15 protein-coding genes and 1 pseudogene are annotated in these 18,077 nt (G+C 27.5%); 4 read left to right on the top strand and 12 right to left on the bottom strand.

Annotation, left to right across the window (positions count from 1 at the left end; all coding sequences use genetic code 11):
* Positions 1-51: 51 nt before the first annotated feature.
* The 3 genes from BRSU_RS05710 to BRSU_RS05700 form a co-directional block, all read right to left on the bottom strand.
* A complete protein-coding gene (locus BRSU_RS05710; RefSeq protein ID WP_048594314.1) occupies positions 52-2,178 on the bottom strand; it encodes a methyl-accepting chemotaxis protein in 2,127 nt (708 codons plus the stop codon).
* Between the two features lie 155 nt (positions 2,179-2,333).
* Complete coding sequence (gene tsaB, locus BRSU_RS05705; RefSeq protein WP_048594313.1) at positions 2,334-3,026, bottom strand: tRNA (adenosine(37)-N6)-threonylcarbamoyltransferase complex dimerization subunit type 1 TsaB; 693 nt, start codon at positions 3,024-3,026, stop codon at positions 2,334-2,336.
* Positions 3,023-3,478, bottom strand: a complete 456-nt coding sequence (locus BRSU_RS05700; RefSeq protein WP_048594312.1) for a YaaR family protein — start codon at positions 3,476-3,478, stop codon at positions 3,023-3,025. Before BRSU_RS05700 ends, tsaB begins: the two co-directional genes overlap by 4 nt.
* Positions 3,479-3,674: 196 nt before the next feature.
* Here BRSU_RS05700 and BRSU_RS05695 point away from each other — a divergent pair, with 196 nt between their 5' ends.
* On the top strand, positions 3,675-4,370 hold the full coding sequence (locus tag BRSU_RS05695) for a YggS family pyridoxal phosphate-dependent enzyme (RefSeq protein WP_048594311.1): 696 nt from the start codon (positions 3,675-3,677) through the stop codon (positions 4,368-4,370).
* A 297-nt stretch (positions 4,371-4,667) separates the two neighbouring features.
* Here BRSU_RS05695 and BRSU_RS05690 read toward each other — a convergent pair whose 3' ends face one another.
* Together BRSU_RS05690 and BRSU_RS15080 are read right to left on the bottom strand one after the other, a co-directional pair.
* On the bottom strand, positions 4,668-5,198 hold the full coding sequence (locus BRSU_RS05690) for a hypothetical protein (RefSeq protein ID WP_048594310.1): 531 nt from the start codon (positions 5,196-5,198) through the stop codon (positions 4,668-4,670).
* A gap of 468 nt (positions 5,199-5,666) precedes the next feature.
* Positions 5,667-6,048, bottom strand: a pseudogene (locus tag BRSU_RS15080) (type I restriction enzyme endonuclease domain-containing protein); the annotation flags it as partial.
* 179 nt (positions 6,049-6,227) lie between these two features.
* On the opposite strand from BRSU_RS15080, the gene BRSU_RS05680 reads away from it, so the two are divergent.
* Positions 6,228-7,262: a LacI family DNA-binding transcriptional regulator gene (locus BRSU_RS05680; protein WP_048594308.1), complete on the top strand. Its 1,035-nt coding sequence runs from the start codon at positions 6,228-6,230 to the stop codon at positions 7,260-7,262.
* Positions 7,263-7,326: 64 nt separating this feature from the next.
* On the opposite strand, the gene BRSU_RS05675 is transcribed toward BRSU_RS05680, so the two are convergent.
* From BRSU_RS05675 to BRSU_RS05645, 7 genes are all read right to left on the bottom strand, one after another.
* On the bottom strand, positions 7,327-8,079 hold the full coding sequence (locus tag BRSU_RS05675; protein WP_012669982.1) for an ABC transporter ATP-binding protein: 753 nt from the start codon (positions 8,077-8,079) through the stop codon (positions 7,327-7,329).
* Between the two features lie 18 nt (positions 8,080-8,097).
* Positions 8,098-8,856, bottom strand: coding sequence for an ABC transporter ATP-binding protein (locus BRSU_RS05670; RefSeq protein WP_014487863.1), 759 nt, complete (start codon positions 8,854-8,856; stop codon positions 8,098-8,100).
* Between the two features lie 21 nt (positions 8,857-8,877).
* Entirely contained in the window at positions 8,878-9,678 is an 801-nt protein-coding gene (locus tag BRSU_RS05665; RefSeq protein WP_048594307.1) for an ABC transporter permease, read from the bottom strand.
* 12 nt (positions 9,679-9,690) lie between these two features.
* Positions 9,691-10,521, bottom strand: coding sequence for an ABC transporter permease (locus tag BRSU_RS05660; protein WP_014487861.1), 831 nt, complete (start codon positions 10,519-10,521; stop codon positions 9,691-9,693).
* A 42-nt stretch (positions 10,522-10,563) separates the two neighbouring features.
* A complete protein-coding gene (locus BRSU_RS05655; protein ID WP_048594306.1) occupies positions 10,564-11,604 on the bottom strand; it encodes an ABC transporter substrate-binding protein in 1,041 nt (346 codons plus the stop codon).
* 46 nt (positions 11,605-11,650) lie between these two features.
* Entirely contained in the window at positions 11,651-13,075 is a 1,425-nt protein-coding gene (locus BRSU_RS05650) for a sulfatase family protein (protein ID WP_048594305.1), read from the bottom strand.
* Positions 13,076-13,399: 324 nt separating this feature from the next.
* Complete coding sequence (locus tag BRSU_RS05645; protein WP_048594304.1) at positions 13,400-14,692, bottom strand: hypothetical protein; 1,293 nt, start codon at positions 14,690-14,692, stop codon at positions 13,400-13,402.
* A 174-nt stretch (positions 14,693-14,866) separates the two neighbouring features.
* On the opposite strand from BRSU_RS05645, the gene BRSU_RS05640 reads away from it, so the two are divergent.
* Positions 14,867-17,014 carry an ATP-grasp domain-containing protein gene (locus tag BRSU_RS05640; RefSeq protein ID WP_048594303.1) on the top strand — a complete coding sequence of 716 codons (2,148 nt, stop codon included), beginning with the start codon at positions 14,867-14,869 and terminating at the stop codon, positions 17,012-17,014.
* Between the two features lie 24 nt (positions 17,015-17,038).
* Positions 17,039-18,076 carry a hypothetical protein gene (locus BRSU_RS05635; RefSeq protein WP_048594302.1) on the top strand — a complete coding sequence of 346 codons (1,038 nt, stop codon included), beginning with the start codon at positions 17,039-17,041 and terminating at the stop codon, positions 18,074-18,076.
* Position 18,077: the final 1 nt, after the last annotated feature.

Below are 18,077 nucleotides of genomic sequence, written 5' to 3'. Positions count from 1 at the left end.
AAAGCGATAGAGAAAAACTCTATCGCTTTTTTATTTATTATTTAATAAAGATTAAAATGATTCAAAACCATCGGAAGTATCTTTAGAAGTATCAAATGTATTACCAAACTCATTATCTTTTACAGTTTTAGCTGGAGTTGGAGCAGGCATTTTTTCTTCATGATGTTTTTTAATAGGGCTTTTTAACTCAGGTTTTTTAGTAACAGGTTTTTGAGGCTCAGATTTTGGAGCTGGTTTATTTTCCTGAACAGCTTTTGTATCTGTAGTAGGTGAAGCTTTCTTTCTTTCAACTTTAGTTATATTCTTTTTATAGTTAGAACCTCTTAATTTGAAGAATTCCATAGCAGATAATAATTCTTCAGCCTGAGAGAATAAAGCCTCAGAAGCAGCTGTAGCCTCTTCTACTAAAGCAGCGTTTTGCTGAGTAGTCATATCCATTTGAGTAATAGCAATATTAACTTGATCAACACCTGCCTGTTGTTCCATAGCAGTAGAACTCAAATCCTGCATAATTTTTGCTGTTTCTTCTATTTGAACTCTTAAATTTTGGAATATCTCTTTAGATTCTCTTGCAGTTTCTGTAGCAGCTGCTATTTTTTCTTCAGAATCAGCAACCAAAGTAGTAATATCTTTAACAGAAGTTTGAGTTGTTTGAGCTAAGTTTCTAACTTCAGAAGCAACAACTGCGAAACCTCTTCCTTGTTCTCCAGCACGTGCAGCTTCAACAGCAGCGTTAAGAGCAAGTATATTAGTTTGGAATGCTATATCCTCGATTATTTTAGTAATAGCACTAATTTTAGAACTTGATTCATATACAGCTTCAATATTCTGAGTACTTTCTTCTATGATTCTTCCAGCTTCCTCAATAGCTTTTTTAGAATTAATCATCATATTGTTACCTTCTAAAGTATGTTCTGCTGATGATTTAATTGTGGAAGCTATCTCTTCCATAGAAGAAGCAGTTTCTTCAAGTCCTGAAGCCTGATTTTCTGTTCTATTTGATAAATCTATATTACCTTGTGCTACTTCATTAGCTGATGCTTTTACAGTATAAGCACCATCATATACTATTCTTACTTTTTTATTTAATTGCTCAGTAATTTCATTTATAGCTATTGCAATTTCCCCCCATTCATCTTTTCTTTTTTCAAATCCAGGAGGAGCACTTATTGTTAAATCACCTGTTGATAATTTACTTAAATCAACAGCCAACAAATGTAATATTTTTGTTATTCTGCCTATATAGAAAGTTATAAAGAAAGAAGCTACTATTAATATTAGTATAGTACCAATAATTGCATATCTTTTCATTGAAGCAATATGGGAGAATAATTCTTCTGATTCTATACTCATAACAACAGACCATCCAGATATAGGCTCTCTATAAAAAGTAGCTATTGAATCTTTACCATTAAAAGGAGATTTGAACTCATAATATCCTGATTCATTTTCAACTGCATATTTAATATAATCAGCATTTCTTAAGACATCACTTCTAACATGTGAAGGAATAGGGTCAGCAATAACCCATCTATCTTTATCTACAATAAATGGGTGACCTGTATTACCAAATTTAACAAGAGTTAATTCTTTATCTATAAATCCTAGCCAGTCAATCATAGTTGATATTGCACCAACTATATTTCCTGTACTATCTTTTATTGGTGAAAAAATCTTAACTACATATTTGTTATTATCAGCAGGAGAAGGGTCAACAGTATAATGCATTGATGATTGTCCTGCCATTATTTTTTGCCATAATTCTGTTCCACTGAAGTTTCTAGCAGTATTTACTACTTTATCATCTAAATTGTCAGCTATTACATTTCCAGAACCATCAAGCACTACAATACCTTCAACATTATGGTTATTAGCTACAATATTTTTTAAACTTGCTTCAACAGCCGCTTTTGCTTCTGGTGTTCTAGTTCTAATATAAGTTATAAATTCTGGATAACCGCTGCTTATAGCTTCAGACGTAAATATTGCCTGCCCTAGCCATACATTAATCATTCTTGAATAAACTTTTGTAGTAGATTCAAAACCAAATATGGCTGAACTTCTTATTCCTTGAGAGCCTACATTAATTATTAATGTTACTAATATTATCGTCATAATAGTAACAAGCAGCATTACAAAGAACGGTATTTTAACTTTCAAGGATTGCAATTTTCTCACTTTCAAACTCCAACAATTATTTTAGAAAAATATTATAATTCTTATATATAATAAGAATATTTTTTATGAAGTCAAGATATATTTTTCATATATCGTAATAATTATCGGATATTTTTTATATATTTTTAATAAATTGGAAGGTTTTCTATTGTTTTTCATTCATTTTTTTTATTTTCAGCTTCGCTATTTCTCAAATAAAGAGGCAATAAATTGAAAATATTATCAAAATTATTTGATTTTATCCTTGGTATCGACAGTTTTATACTATTGCAGGCTTTTATTATATTAAATGATTTATCTATGTCATTTATTTTATAGTTTTTTAATTTTTCTTTGAAATAATCTTGATTCTTATAAAATCCATCTCCGCATAGAGTAAGTGTTTTATCATTATTTTCTATAGAATTAATGATATTTATAAACTCTCCATAGGTTAAATCTAAATTTTCTCTTATTTTATTATTTCCGGAATATATATCAGCATAAATACTTCCTTTCCTAGCATCTATCATACTTGCTTTTATTCCATCATAATATTTGATATTTTCATACAATGTTTCTAAACTTGAAATACCTATAATGGGTATATTTTTAGCATAGCAAATTGTTTTTACTGTGGCAAATGCTATTCTTAATGCAGTAAAAGATCCTGGGCCAATTCCCAATACTATATAATCTATTTTATCAAGTGAAATATCATTTTCTTTTAGAAAGTTATTTAAGACGGGAAGTATTTCCTCATTATGATTTCTTACATCTTCTTTATTATATTCAATGATAGAATCATTATCTTTTTGCAAGGCTATAGAAAAACTGCTGGATACTGTATCAAATGCTAATATATTCATGACATTAAATCTAATACTAAACCTTTAAGTCTCATAACTTTATTTGCAATAGCTATATGATTCTTTTGTTCTGACATTATTAATCTATATAATGAATCGAGTTCTTCATTTATCTTTGAAACTACTTGATATTCACGGCCTCTTCTCATATATGAAGATACTATTCTTATTCTATAAGCATCTTTTACTAATTTATCTGTTAATGATCTTATTAAATCTCTAAATTTTTGAAAGTCTTTCATATTAGCACTTTTTTCAAGCATATTTCCAGCATCGTATATTTGTCTTTTTAATTCATCCAATTCATAAGAATACCTTTTAATTTCCTTTTCTTCTTCGAGCATTGCAGCAAATGGAGAAGATGATACAGCCATTTTCATAGAAGCATCTTGCGATGTCATTAATAGACTGTTTAAATTCATTTCTCTATTTCTTCTTTCCTGAACTCTCATTATTTTTTCTCCATAATTTATTTTTAGTTAATATATTATGTTAACTTAACATGAATCAGATAAAATTTCAATATATACAACATATAATAAATCGTATTTTTACTATTTTACTTTATAACTTTATTTTTATATTTAATTAAATAATTGAAAAAAATACTAAAAGTTTTATAATATGATAAAATCTAAGGAAGTAACTATGAATAGAAATGAAATATTAGAAAGATATAATCAAATATTAAATAATATTAATGCAGCAAAACAAAAATATAATATAGAATACGATATAAATATAGTAGCTGTGAGTAAATATTCTTCTATTGAAACTATAAAAGAATTTCTATCATTAGATATAGATTTACCGCTTGGAGAAAGTAAGGCTCAAAGCTTGAGAGATAGAGCAGGGGAGATTGCCCAATTAAAAAATAATGTTAAATGGCATTTTATAGGACGAATACAGTTAAACAAAGTAAAATACATAGTGAGATATGCTGACTTAATACAGAGTGTAGACTCCATTGAAATAGCTGAATATATAAATAAAGAAGCGATAAAAAATAATAAAGTTCAAGATATATTATTACAATTCAATATAAGCGATGAAGATCAGAAGGGCGGATTTAATATAAATAATTATATAGATATATATGAAAACATTATAAAAATGTCTAATATATCTGTTAAAGGCTTAATGGGAATAGGAAAAGATAGTGAGAATTTACTACTTATTGAAGAAGAATTTGAGAAACTTAATACTATATATAAATCTATTAATTTAAAATATAATAATCCTTTATCAATACTTTCTATGGGAATGTCTTCAGATTATGAGCTTGCAATAAAACATGGTTCGAATATGATAAGAATAGGAAGCAGTTTCTTGGGTAATTCTTAATATTATATGTTATGTAGTTTATAAAAAATAGGCTAGAGTAGAGAAAGAAAATTCTAGAATTTCAAATTGTTTATAAAACAACCTTTAATTCATATTATAAAATTATTATAATATAAATATTAATAGCACTATAGAATATAAAAAATTAGAAATGCTTAAAGTCAATATTAGTTAGAAATATTTAAAAAATTTATTTTAAATAAAAATAAAGTAAGTATTCAGACTAATATAAATACTATATTATAGAAGAAAATCAAAAATATCTTCTATAAAAAGAACAAAATTAAATGATTATAATCACTGGAAACGTCTTGGTCTTTCTATTGTTATTAAATAATTCCAAACATAATAAAATACAGTATCTTCTGTTGTGAAATTCTCTACAGCTTCATCTTTTTTTAATTTAATCATAGAATTAGAGAAAGCTTCATCTTTTTGTAGTTCATCTATTTTCAATGATAATTGATCTGTATGAGCTTTTACTTTAGCCATTAGATCTACAGGTAAATTTCTTTCATAGTCTTTACTAGTTAAAGTTTCAAGAGCATATTCTATTTTATCAGGTGTTATTCTTGCTGATATTTCTTGTTCTCTTTTAGCTTCTTCATTAAGTATATTATCAGTCCAAGTATTGAACTCATTAATCCATTCTTTATACATATTACCGTATTTATCAGAGTTTAAAGTATAATCATTCTTTACATCATTTGGAAGTATATTCAAAAAATTTCTATATCTTTGTTCCATAGCGTATATAGAACCGCCGTCATTTTTACATGCAACAAGTATTATAAATAAAGTTAATATTAAAAGTATTATTTTCTTCATTATTTTGTATCCAATTATATATAAAATTATTATTTTTTATTATTGCTAATAAAAATTGTTCGCTCGCTTTGCCTACAGTAAAGGTTCTGTCAACTAAACTTGCCAGAAGCTCACAATTTTTATAATTAATGCTAGATTATACTATAAATTATAAAAAAGTTCAAATTATTGTTAATAAAAATTGCAGCTGATTTATGTATCAAATTCTATACAATAATAATTTTAATATAACTTATAGCTAAAAAACATAACTAAACTATATATTCTAAGCACGAACATATATAAAAAAATAGCATGTATAAGTTAACATAATACACATTATCGGAATATAAATTTATTATTTTTTCGGAGTATTTATTATTAGATATATAACATTATAGCTTGTAAATTAACAGTATTTTTAGTATTTTTAGATACATTTATATATATGCTTTAATTATTGAAATTTACCCATAATACTATACCTTATTAGCTATACTTTAATATCTCGTAATTCTCTGCCTGTATTAATATATTATCCAAGGCTGTATTTTCAAACTCCTTAGTATATTTATGCATTTTCAAAAATATCTTTATATCCATTTTCATTTTGGATCTTGTGGATTCCTTGCTTTGCCAATCTATATCTTCAGAGTTCTTTTCTATTTATAACAGCCAATTCTTTAGCCATTGTTTTAATTTCCTCTTTATTATAGTCAGAATTTATAGGACTAAGCATAGCATCATACATAGCCTTTTCTTCATTTGTAAGCCCTAAATCTAAACCATTTGCCTCTTTTTCTATATTATCCAAATTATCAGAAAGATTCAAAAGCTCATCTATTACCTCAATATTATCTATAGCATTATTATATTTTTGATTATGTAAAAAATATTTCGTATTATATTATGTTTACTTATATTTGTATATTTATACTATATCATATACCATAAAAATATGATAGTTACAATACTTATTTTTTAATAAAATATTTGACATATAAAATAAAAATATTTATTATGTTTATTAGACAATCAAAAGGAATTTATATGGCTACCATAAGAGAAATAGCAAAATTAGCAGGAGTTTCAATAGGAACAGTTGACAGAGCTTTAAATAACAGAGGAAGAATAGACCCTGATGTAGAACAAAAAATATTGGATATTGCAAAGTCATTGAATTATAAACCTGATAAAATAGCCAAGTCATTAGCCATTAGGAAAAAGAAATTCAAAATAGCTGCAGTTCTAAATACTTATAACAATTTATTTTTTGAAGATGTTATAAAAGGAATAGAAATAGCCGGAAAAGAAATAGAAGAATTCGGAATGTCTGTTATTATAAAAAGATGTAAAGACTTTGATGCTGATAATCAATTAGAACTCATTGAAGAAGCTATTAATGAAGGAGCTAATGCTATGGCTATAGTTGCCATAAATGATGAGAGAGTCATAAATAAAATATCTGAACTTTATAATAATAATTTCCCTATAGTGCTTTTAAACTCTTTTGTAAACAGCAAAGATTGTATAGCTTATGTCGGATGCAATTATGATTTAGCTGGAGAGATAGCAGCTTCACTTTTGAATATCATATCAAACGGAAATAATATTAATTTATTAGTTTTTTCAAATAATTTCAATAAAATGCTTGGAAATAAAAAACGTGTTGACAGTTTAGTGAGCAGACTTAATTCTGATTATAAAAATGTAAATGTACAATCAATAATAGAAATGGAAAAAGATAATAATCTTAATTTTGATAAAAGTAAAGATAACTTATTAAAACATATGGATACTGATGTTGTTATATGTCCGGGTGCCGAAACTAGTAAATATGTTATAAATGCTATTAAAGAATTAGGGCTATACAATAAAATAAAAATCATCACCTACGACTTTTCAGAAGTTGTAAAAGAAGGACTTTTAGACAGAGGAATAATAGCTTCAATAACACAAAATCCGCAGGAACAAGGATACAGAGCAATAAAAGTTTTATTTGAATACTTGCTTACAAAAACTATACCGGATAAAAGATATACTTATATAGAAACACAAGTGATATTCAGAGAAAATTTATTATAACTCTACCCTACTCTATTTTTCAATTTTATTATATTAGATAAGTTTATAATGAAATTTATCTGTATTACCACCATTTTATAAGTTCTGTTATTTCTTCTCTATATTCAACAAATTTAGGATCTGCTATATTTCTAGGATGCTCCAAATCTATATGTATTTCTTTTTTTATAGAAGTTGGCTTATTAGTCAATACTAAAACTCTTTCACCTAAATAAACAGCTTCCTCTATATTATGCGTAATAAATATAATTGTAGTACCCAAAGTTTTCCATATATTCAAAAGCTCATCTTCTAATTTAAATCTCAAAGAAACATCTAATTGTCCGTAAGGCTCATCCATTAAAAGTAATTCAGGCTCTACTGCAAATGCTCTGGCTATAACAACCCTTTGAAGCATACTAGCAGAAAGCTCACTTGGATAAAAGTTTTTAAACTTCTCAAGTCCAACCATTTTTATTACTCTGTCTGCCCTCTCTTCAATAACATCTTGAGGAAGTTTTTTTATTTTCAATCCAAACTTAACATTCTCCTCTACTTTAAGCCAAGGCATAGTAGAATATTCCTGAAATATATATGCTATATCATGTTTTTTTAAGTCAACATGTTCACCATCTATTTGTATAGCTCCGTAAGTTGGTTTATATAACTTTGTAAGACTATTTAAAAATGTAGTTTTACCGCAGCCTGTAGGTCCTACTATGCATAAAAACTCACCTTTCATAACATTAAATGATATATCATTTAAAACCAATAAATCTCCGAATTTTTTTGTTAATCTTGAAACTTTTACTTTTACTTCTCTAGTATCGTTTGTCATAAATATATCCTTTTTATGTTATAAAGTTATATCCATATTATCATTTATTTCATTTCTAATTTTAAGGAAATTAGGATCAGTTAATCTTCTAGGTCTAGGCAAATCTATAATATATTCTTTTTTTACAACTGTAGGACAGTTTGTAAGAAGTATTATTCTATCACCCAAATAAACAGCTTCTTCTATATTATTAGTAACAAATACAACAGTTCTTTTTTCTTTCTGCCAAATCTTTTCAACTTCTTCTTCCATCATATATCTAGTCTGTGCATCCAAATGTCCGAAAGGCTCATCAAGAAGCATAACAACAGGTTCATTACAATATGCCCTAGCTATACCTACCCTCTGCCTCATACCTCCGGATAATTGATTCGGATAACTATTTTCAAATCCATTTAGTCCCACCAAATCTATATAATATTTTGCTTTTTCTCTTCTCTCTTTCTTTGGTATTCCTCTTGCTCTAGGACCAAACTCTACATTTTCCATAACAGTCAAAAAAGGAAATAAAGCAGTAGTTTGATATACAACACCTCTTTCAGGATGAGGCTCTGTTACCTTTTTTCCATTAACTTCTATATCAGAATTTTCTGCTGTTTCAAGTCCTGCTATCAAATTTATCAATGTTGTTTTTCCGCATTGGCCGGGTCCGAATAATACAACAAATTCATTTTCTTTCACTTCAAGACTTATATCTTTTATAACTTCTTTATATCCATGCTCACTGAAAAACACTTTATTAACATGATTCATTTTTATAATAGTTTTATTTTCCATATTAACGCCTCAAATTAATTATTATATACCAGTAGAATTCCAAATAGTTAATCTCTTTTCTATATATCTCATTAAAGAAGATAATAATAAACCAACTATACCTATAGCTATCATACCAGCTAAAACTTGAGGTATATTTGCGGTATCAGAACCTCTTATTATAACCCAACCTACACCGGCAAAAGAACTAACCATTTCAGCTGCTAATACCCCCATCCAGCTTACTGAAAAACCTACCTGCATACCATTGAATATTTGAGGCACAGAAGCTGGAAGTATAACATGCAAAAATATATCTCTATCATTAGAACCAAGCATCTTAGCCGCCCCTATTAAAGTAGGATTAACTTGAGAACTTCCTGCATAAGCATTCAAAGTAACATTAACAAAAGTACCAATAAATATTATAAATACTTTAGGAACCTCACCTATTCCAAACCAAAGTATAGCCATAGGTATCCAAGCTATAGGAGGAATTTGTCTGAATACTTCAAAAAATGGTCTTATTATTGCTCTTGCATATTTATTAACTCCCATAGATATTCCTAATATAACACCTGTTACAGCACCTATAGCAAAACCTGTTAATACTCTGAATATACTTATTACTATATGTCCTAATATAGTTTGCTGACCTATATTATGAGTTAAACTCCATACTAAAAATTTGAATACTTCTAATGGCTTCGGGGTAGTTATTTTTATAGGAGTATAAGTTGTTAATAATTGCCATACGATTAAGAATCCTATTATAGATATAACAGCCCAAATAGGTTTCTCAAAATCTGATAATTTCAATCTTTTTTTTTCTTTATTTTTCATAATTACACCCTATTATCTTTTAACATATTTTTTTTCTAAATACCCTAATCCAACAGATAAAATTGCTCCTACAGCCCCTATTGTAAGCATACCTACTATTATTAAATCTGCTCTAGCTAATTGTCTGTTTAACTGTATCATAAATCCTAAACCTCTGCTTGCTGCCAACATTTCAGCTGCACATAAAGAAGTCCAAGAAGAACCTAGAGATACTCTAAGCCCTGTAAATATATAAGGCAAAGCTGTTGGTATAGCAACTTCTTTAAGCATTTGTCTTCTTGAAGCACCAAAAGTTTGTGCTACCCATAAATGCACTTGAGTGGTTGCTTTTATTCCGCTATAAGTATTAATTACACAAGGTACAAATGCAGACATAAATACTATTGCTGATTTTGCTCCTAATCCTATTCCAAACCATAATATCATCATAGGTATCCATGCTATAGTAGGTATTGGTCTTATAAGGTCAAATAATGGAGTTGCAACTAAATTAAATTTTTTGAACCAAGCCATACATATTCCAAGAGGTATTCCTATAGCAGCACCTAAAAAATAACCTGTCAATGCTACCTGCAAAGATGCTAATATATGCTGAAACAATGTACCATTATCAGGTGCTTTATTTGTAAGTTTATAAATAAAAGATTTAAAAACTGTATAAGGACTTGGAAGAGAATATGAAGGAAATAATTTAAATACATCTGTTATTAATTGCCATATTATAAGAAATACTACAACTGATATTACAGATATAATAAAAAATTTGCTTTTCTCTTTCTTTTTGTTGGCTATGACGATTTTTTCTTTTTCTTTTAACGAAATATTTTCTATATTCTCTTCCATATACATAGTCCTTTTTTATTAATTAATTTAAGTAATTATTCTTCAATTTAATGCTTTACCTAATAATTCAGTATCTACATTTTGATCAACAACAGTTAATTTATCCTCTGTTATTAAAGACTGGCTAGCAAAGAAGTCAGCTGTTATTCTTACAGAATCACCTGTTTTTATATTTTTGATTTCTTCTGTTGTAACAAAAGGACGAGTTTGAACTTCAGACTGACAAGCTTCTAAAGTAGAAGTAGATCCATTTTTTGTATACCAATTCAATAATTCTTGAGCAGCCATATTAGGATCAGCCTGTAATGCATCGCATGCTTCTAAAAATGCTTTAATATATAGAACTACAGTATCTTTTTTATTCTTAAAAGCTTCATCAGATACTATTATTGAATCGTATTGAGGTATATTTAATGTAGTTAAACTTGAAACTATTTTCATTCCATCAGCTTCAGCAGAGAAAGAAGTTGGAGGATTCAAAGCAGCAGCATCTATTTTTTTAGCTTTTAAAGCCTGATATGCTTGAGGGAATTCCATATGAACTATATTAACTGTATTAGGATCAACATTTATAGCTCTAAGCCAATGTATAACATTCAAATGTGATATTGTTCCAGTAGGTACAGCTATAGTTTTACCTTTTAAAGTAGCAGCATCCCCATAAACTTCTGGAAAATCTTTATTAACACCTTTAACTGTTAATATATCAGAATCAGGATTAACTAATACTTCTATACCGCCTTCAGAGTGTCCTATATCAGCCACAACATGTGCATTATAATTAGCCAAAGAATATACAGAAGCAGCACTTAATGTACCAACCTCCCATAAACCAGCACCTAATGCTTCATTCATAGGACCGCCTGACGGGAAATATACAGTTTCAATTTTAAAACCATATTTTTCATCTAATTTGTTATTTATCATATACTCAATAGGTACAGAGTTTAAAAACGGCATTACAGCCACTTTTAATGTTTTTGCATCACCAGAAGATGATGATCCTTTATTAGCACATGAAGCTAATAAAAATAGACATGTGATTAAAACTAATGAAGTAATAATTTTCACTGTTTTTTTCATTTTGATATCTCCTTAAAATATTAATTTATTATAAAAAATAAAAGAATTACCAATTAGCATATCTTTTGTTTAAAGGATCGCTACATTCTATCATCTTATGACACATTTCTAATAATAATTTATTTTTTATTTCATCATACTCTTTATTAAAAAATAAATTATTTTCTTCATTAGGATCTTTTTCTAAATCATAAAACTCTCCATACTCTTCATCTAAAAATATTGAAAGTTTATATTGTTTAGTTCTATATGTCTTTATAAATATGCCTCTATCATGAGCATCATAAGTAATTACTGCACCTTTTTTATATTTTTTATTTTGATCTTCACCTATTAAAATATTCTTTAAACTATGACCTTGTATACCATAAGGAATTTCTTTTCCTAACATATCTAATATAGTTGGCAGTATATCAATATTTTCTATTATTTCATCACTTCTATTTTTTACTATACCTTTACCATAAAATAATAATGGAACTTTTATCAAACAATCATACATAAAAGGACCTTTCCTCAAAAGCCCATAATCTCCTAAATATTCTCCATGATCACTTGTAAATATTATTATTGTGTTATCAAATTCATTTTTATCTTTTAATTTATCAATAATTCTTCCTATCTGAGCATCTATAAAGCTTATCATTCCGTAATAAAGTCTTTTTATTTCTTTTATCTCTTCTTCACTATAATTATGCTCTTCACCGCCGCCAGGCCAATATCCTCTTTCACCCTGTTTAGTTAAATGTTCCGGTCTTTTTTTATCCAATTTTAATTTACTATTAAGTTCTTTAGGATTAATATCTTTGTAAATATCATAATATTTTTTTATAGGATCGAATGGATGATGAGGATCAACAAAACTTACCCACATAAATAATGGCTTATCAAAATTAAAATTATCTATCTCATCTATAGCCTTTTGTGCTGTCCAATAAGTTTGATGTAATTCTTCTGGTATAGGATTAATTCCGTCACATCCTTTACCTGTTTCTAAATTGCATCCATGACTATTAGCAAAATCTAGATACTCACCTTGCTTATCATCTTCTGTTATATGTGTTATATCAAATCCATAATAAGTTTTATCTCTTTCTCTTACTCTATCTCTTTTTGGTACATCTTCAAATTCCCAATTCAGATTTTTAAGCTGAGGTCTGAAATGCATTTTACCTGAAGCAACATTAAAATAATTTTCTTCTTTCAAATAATCTGCTAAAGTAATTTCATCTTCATTTAGTTCTGTTCCTATATTCCAAGCTCCTATATTCATTGGGTATCTTCCTGTAAAGATAGAAGCTCTTGAAGGAGTACATACAGGACTTGTACAGAAAGAATTTGTAAATACTGTTCCATTTTCTGCTAATTCATTCAATACTGGTGTTTTTACTTCGTTATTTATATATTCTATAGAATCAGCCCTCATTTGATCTGCTGTAATTAATATTATATTTGGTTTTTTATTATTCATAACTTTTTAAAATCTCTTTCATAATTGCGTGTACTGTAACATTTTTAATTATAGTATAGTAAATAAATAATTCATTGTCAATTTTTTATTAAATATTTTTTATTTATAATGAAATAAATATCAATATATAATAATTAATGATTAGGTAGATTGTTAATTATAAAATATGATTAATCAGAAAATATATTAATTTATTATGAATAAAATAATTACCAACTAGTACATTTTTGTAAGATAATTGCATTCTATCACATTAGAATAAGAATTTATTTTTATATTTACATACTTATATATAAAATAATAATTTTTTATTTTCCACAAATATTACTGATTTTTTAGATCATTTATTTTTATTATTCTATCTATAAAATGATTTCCAATAGCCTCTTTAGGTTTATAAATATTAATAGTATTCCTTAATAATGAGCTATTAATATTAGGAGTATTAAACATAACTACATTTTTATCATCTGGAATATATGGCACTGCATCTAATGTAATATTATTGAAAGCTAATATATTTTTTTTGTTTTCTTTATTGATTATCCTTCTTGAAAGATTAGCTATATTAGCATTTTGAGAATCATCATCTAAAGAGTCATAAACAACTAAAGAACCTGGATCTAATTTTATACTTGAATTTGGAGCGACTTTATTTATTGAAACACCTGAAACAGCTCCATTATCTACTGCTTCTATCCAATCAAAAAATAAATCTTCCCATACATATCCGCCCTGTTTTAAATGCTGAACAGAATCTAAAAGTCTTTGATAACTGTTTTTTGCAATATCAGAATGAGCTATTTTTTGAAAAATGTATTTATCTTTAGTGTAAAGCCATTGCATAAATATTGATGCAGAGGCATAACTATTATATATATATTTAGGATTATTATCTATAACATTATAAGTATTATACCAACTATAAAAAGAATAATAATCAATTCCATTAAATAATCCCACTCTGTAATCAATAATTAAAGGGGCAAATAGAATAGATGTTGATTCTGAAAGTGACTCATTAAGCCACAAATCCATTTCTTTTCCGCCCCTCATGAAATTCACACTAGCATTAATCAAATGCTGTAATTCATGCAAAATAATGCCTAAAGTAAAATCAGCTTCATTTTTTATAGCATCAACACCTATATATAAATATTCTCCTTTATTTGAATCTTCTATATAATCAAATAAATCTCCCATATAAAAATATCCTTTAGGCGGTGCCGGATTACCTTCATCAGTAAGTCTGGCTATTAATAATATAACTTTACCATTTGCATCCATATCTGTATGCTCACCATACATTTCTATTTCAATAGGATAATATTCTTCAAATTTGGTACAGAAACTTTTTATTTTATCAATACTTATATCATATCCATCTTCTAAATAAATAATACTATTAGGTGATTCAGCTATTTTTTTAAACTTAACATCTTTACAAAGATAAACTTCATTATATTTACTATATCTAGAAATATTAAATTTATCTATTTCTGCATCAGATGTATTATAATAAGTTATACTATTGATAGTTTCTGAAGGATTTGTAATTTTATTATTACATGAAACTATCAAAACAAATAAAATAATAATAATACTTTTTTTAATCATTATAGAATACCTTTGCTAAAAACGCAGCTTAAAAAAATTATATCATTAATTATATATAGTTCAATAATATTTAGACACTATATAATGAAAATTTCTCTAGTTTGGTATTAAAATTTCGATACTAATAACACTATATAGGAATATTTTAAATTAATTATAAAAGGCAATATTGATATGAAAGGCAAACGTATAATAATAATAGGTGCGGGACTTCTTCAAGTACCAGCAATACAAATAGCTCAGGAAATGGGACTTTATACAATAGTTTTTGATTATAATAAAGATGCTCCAGGTATGAAGATAGCAGATTATCCTATGATAGTGTCCACTAGAGATGTTGATGGAAGTGTAAGGGCGGCAAGAGATTTAAGCCAGAAAATGGAAATACATGGAGTTATCACTGTAGGTACTGATGCTTCTACTACCGTTGCTGCTGTAGCTAATGCTTTGGGACTTCCCGGAAATAGATTTGAAGATGCTTATGCTGCTTCAAATAAGATAAGAATGCGTGAAAGATTCAAGAAAAATAATGTTCCTCAGCCGAATTTCTTTCCTGTATGGAATTATGAAGAGGCAATGGAGGCATATAAGCATTTAAATACACCTGTTGTTGTTAAGCCTGCTGATAATATGGGGGCTCGCGGTGTAATGAAAGTATCAAGTGAAAGCGATGTCTTAGCGGCATTTAACAGAGCTAAAAGTGCTTCGCCTTCAGGAGAAGTAATAATGGAAGAATTTATGGATGGTCCGGAACTTTCTATTGATATGCTTATATATAATGATGAAATATATGTTACAGGTGTTGCAGACAGAATAATAGAATTTCCTCCATTTTTTATAGAAACAGGTCATATACTGCCTTCTGCATTAGAAAAGGAAAAGCTGGATGATGCTATTAATGTTATGAAAGCTGGTATAAAAGCATTAAATTTAAAAATCGGAGCTGCCAAAGGTGATATAAAAGTAACAAAAAATGGTGCTATGGTTGGAGAAATTGCGGCAAGATTATCCGGCGGTTTTATGAGTGCATACACCTACCCTCTTGCTACAGGCGTAAATTTAATAAAAAACGCAATAGAAATAGCATTAGGAAATCCTCCAAGTGATTTAAAGCCTAAATGGGATAAAGTTTCTGTTGAAAAAGCATTTCTTCCGGGCACAGGAATAATAGAATCTATTGACGGTGTTGAAAATGCTAAAAAAATAGAAGGTATTAAAGAAATATTTATTAAAACAAAACCTGGTGATATATTAGTTACTCCTACAAACAATTTAGAGAAAGCCGGTAATATAATAGCTGTAGGAAATACAAGAGATGAAGCTATAGCTATGGCAAATAAAGCTATGAGCTACGTACATTTCAAATTAACAGATGAAAAAAGCATCACTATAGATGAAATCAAAAAAGTTGCTAAAGAAAAATTGTCATCTAATTCAAATGCTTCATATTTATTTGTTGAAGATACTGAAGATAAAACAGGACTTTCTGAATATAATTTCAGCCCTAGTATAATTCATAAAGAACCAGAGGCAAATATAGAAACCAATATATTTAATATGCATCTATCTCAGCCTACTATAATAGATACAATCCATAATTTAAGAGAAGCAATAAACGGCATTATGGATATAAAAGAATATTATGAAACAGTTATAGATGTAGCTTCTAATTGTGAAGTACTTGCAATATTCAATGACTTTAATGATAATGAAATATTTGAATTATCATTAAAAACTATAAAAGGAAGAAAAAGAGGTATTATTATGATAGATGGTAATAATACCAAAGAAATAGTAACACAGAAATTACAATCAGCGGAAAGGAATGGTGCTTGTGCTGTTGGTATAGATTTTACTTACTGCTATAATATAAATGAATTAAATAAGATACATTTCAAAACTGAAAAAGATTTAGCAAAAATATCCAAGCAATTAGATATACCTTTAATCATAAAAGGGATATCAAGCAATAGAGATTTAGATAATATGAAAATATCTCATATAAATAATGTTTATTTTTCAAATAATAATAAGTATGCATTAAAAGGTATGGAAAAAGTTGCCGATACTGTAAATAAAGTAGATTTTAATTCAAATCACCACTTTAATATACTTGCAGAATCTCCTAAATATGGAGTTGATGTATTTAAATATTTAGTGTTGGGAGCAAATGCTGTTTGTGTTACTGAAGAAAGTTTTATCTCTATTATAGGAAAAGGAAGAAAGGGACTTGAATATTTATTATATTCAAATAGAGATAAACTAGAAAAGATGATAAAGCTCTTTGGACAAACAGGTGATGTTAACTATATTAAATATTAATTAGTACAAAATTAGGTAACTATTATGGAAGATAAACAAATAAACTTATCTAAATCATATATATATGGATTTTTTGCCGCTATGATATGCACTTTAATATATAGTGCTATAATAATACCTATATATATATTGTTGATATCTCCTAATACTCAAAATTTCTTTGTGTATTTATTATATGCTCTTGATGTTTGGGTATGGATATGGATAGGAATTTCTATATTATATGCTTTTATTATAGTATTAATGCAGCCTACAAAAAGTTATACAGGAGTTTCTAGAACAATAGAAAATTTACTTTTTTTTGCTGTTACTTCCATAATATTAATATTATCTTTAAGTTATGTTCCAGAAATACAAAAGTTATTATATAAAAGGGATTATACATTCTATAGCAGCATATTAGCTATAGGATTATTCTTTATATCAATACAGTTATCATATAATATAAAAAAACTTATGATATTTATGTACAAAACTATATTGTATAATTTAGGATATAGTATAGAAAATAATGTGATACAACAAGATGATGAAAATTATGCAAATAATGACTATGAAGTTGTTAGAATAGATAAATCAGAATATGAAATATTTTCTAGTACCATAAAAAATATAATAGCATTTTCACAAAGATATAAGCATGCTATAGGAGTGATAGCTTTTAAAATATCAAATGCAAGTTCTATAAGAGAAGAATATGGAAATGCTATTTATAAAAAATTAGAAGATGAACTTATAAGGGCGATAAAGAAAAATGCCAGAATAGGTGAAAATCAATGCCTACTTTATGAAGGTATTATATATTCTGTGATTTTTGCTAATGAAGAAGAGGCTTGGAAAGCTACAAAAAGATATTTTAAAGCATTAAAAAATTATAATTTTGAATATGATGAAGAACCCGTAGATATTAATGTATCTATGGCTGTAAGCGGATTTGATTTTTCTCATAATATGTCAAATAAAATGTCTGTATTTGTTGTAAAAGATAATATGATGAAAAAAATCAAAGATGCATTAAATGAATCAGAAGAAACTGGAAGTCCAGTTATATACTATGAATAAA

Source organism: Brachyspira suanatina (assembly GCF_001049755.1).
GTDB classification, from domain to species: domain Bacteria; phylum Spirochaetota; class Brachyspiria; order Brachyspirales; family Brachyspiraceae; genus Brachyspira; species Brachyspira suanatina.
The sequence above is the reverse complement of the archived record's forward strand: the minus strand, read 5'-3'. Positions and strand labels throughout refer to the sequence as shown.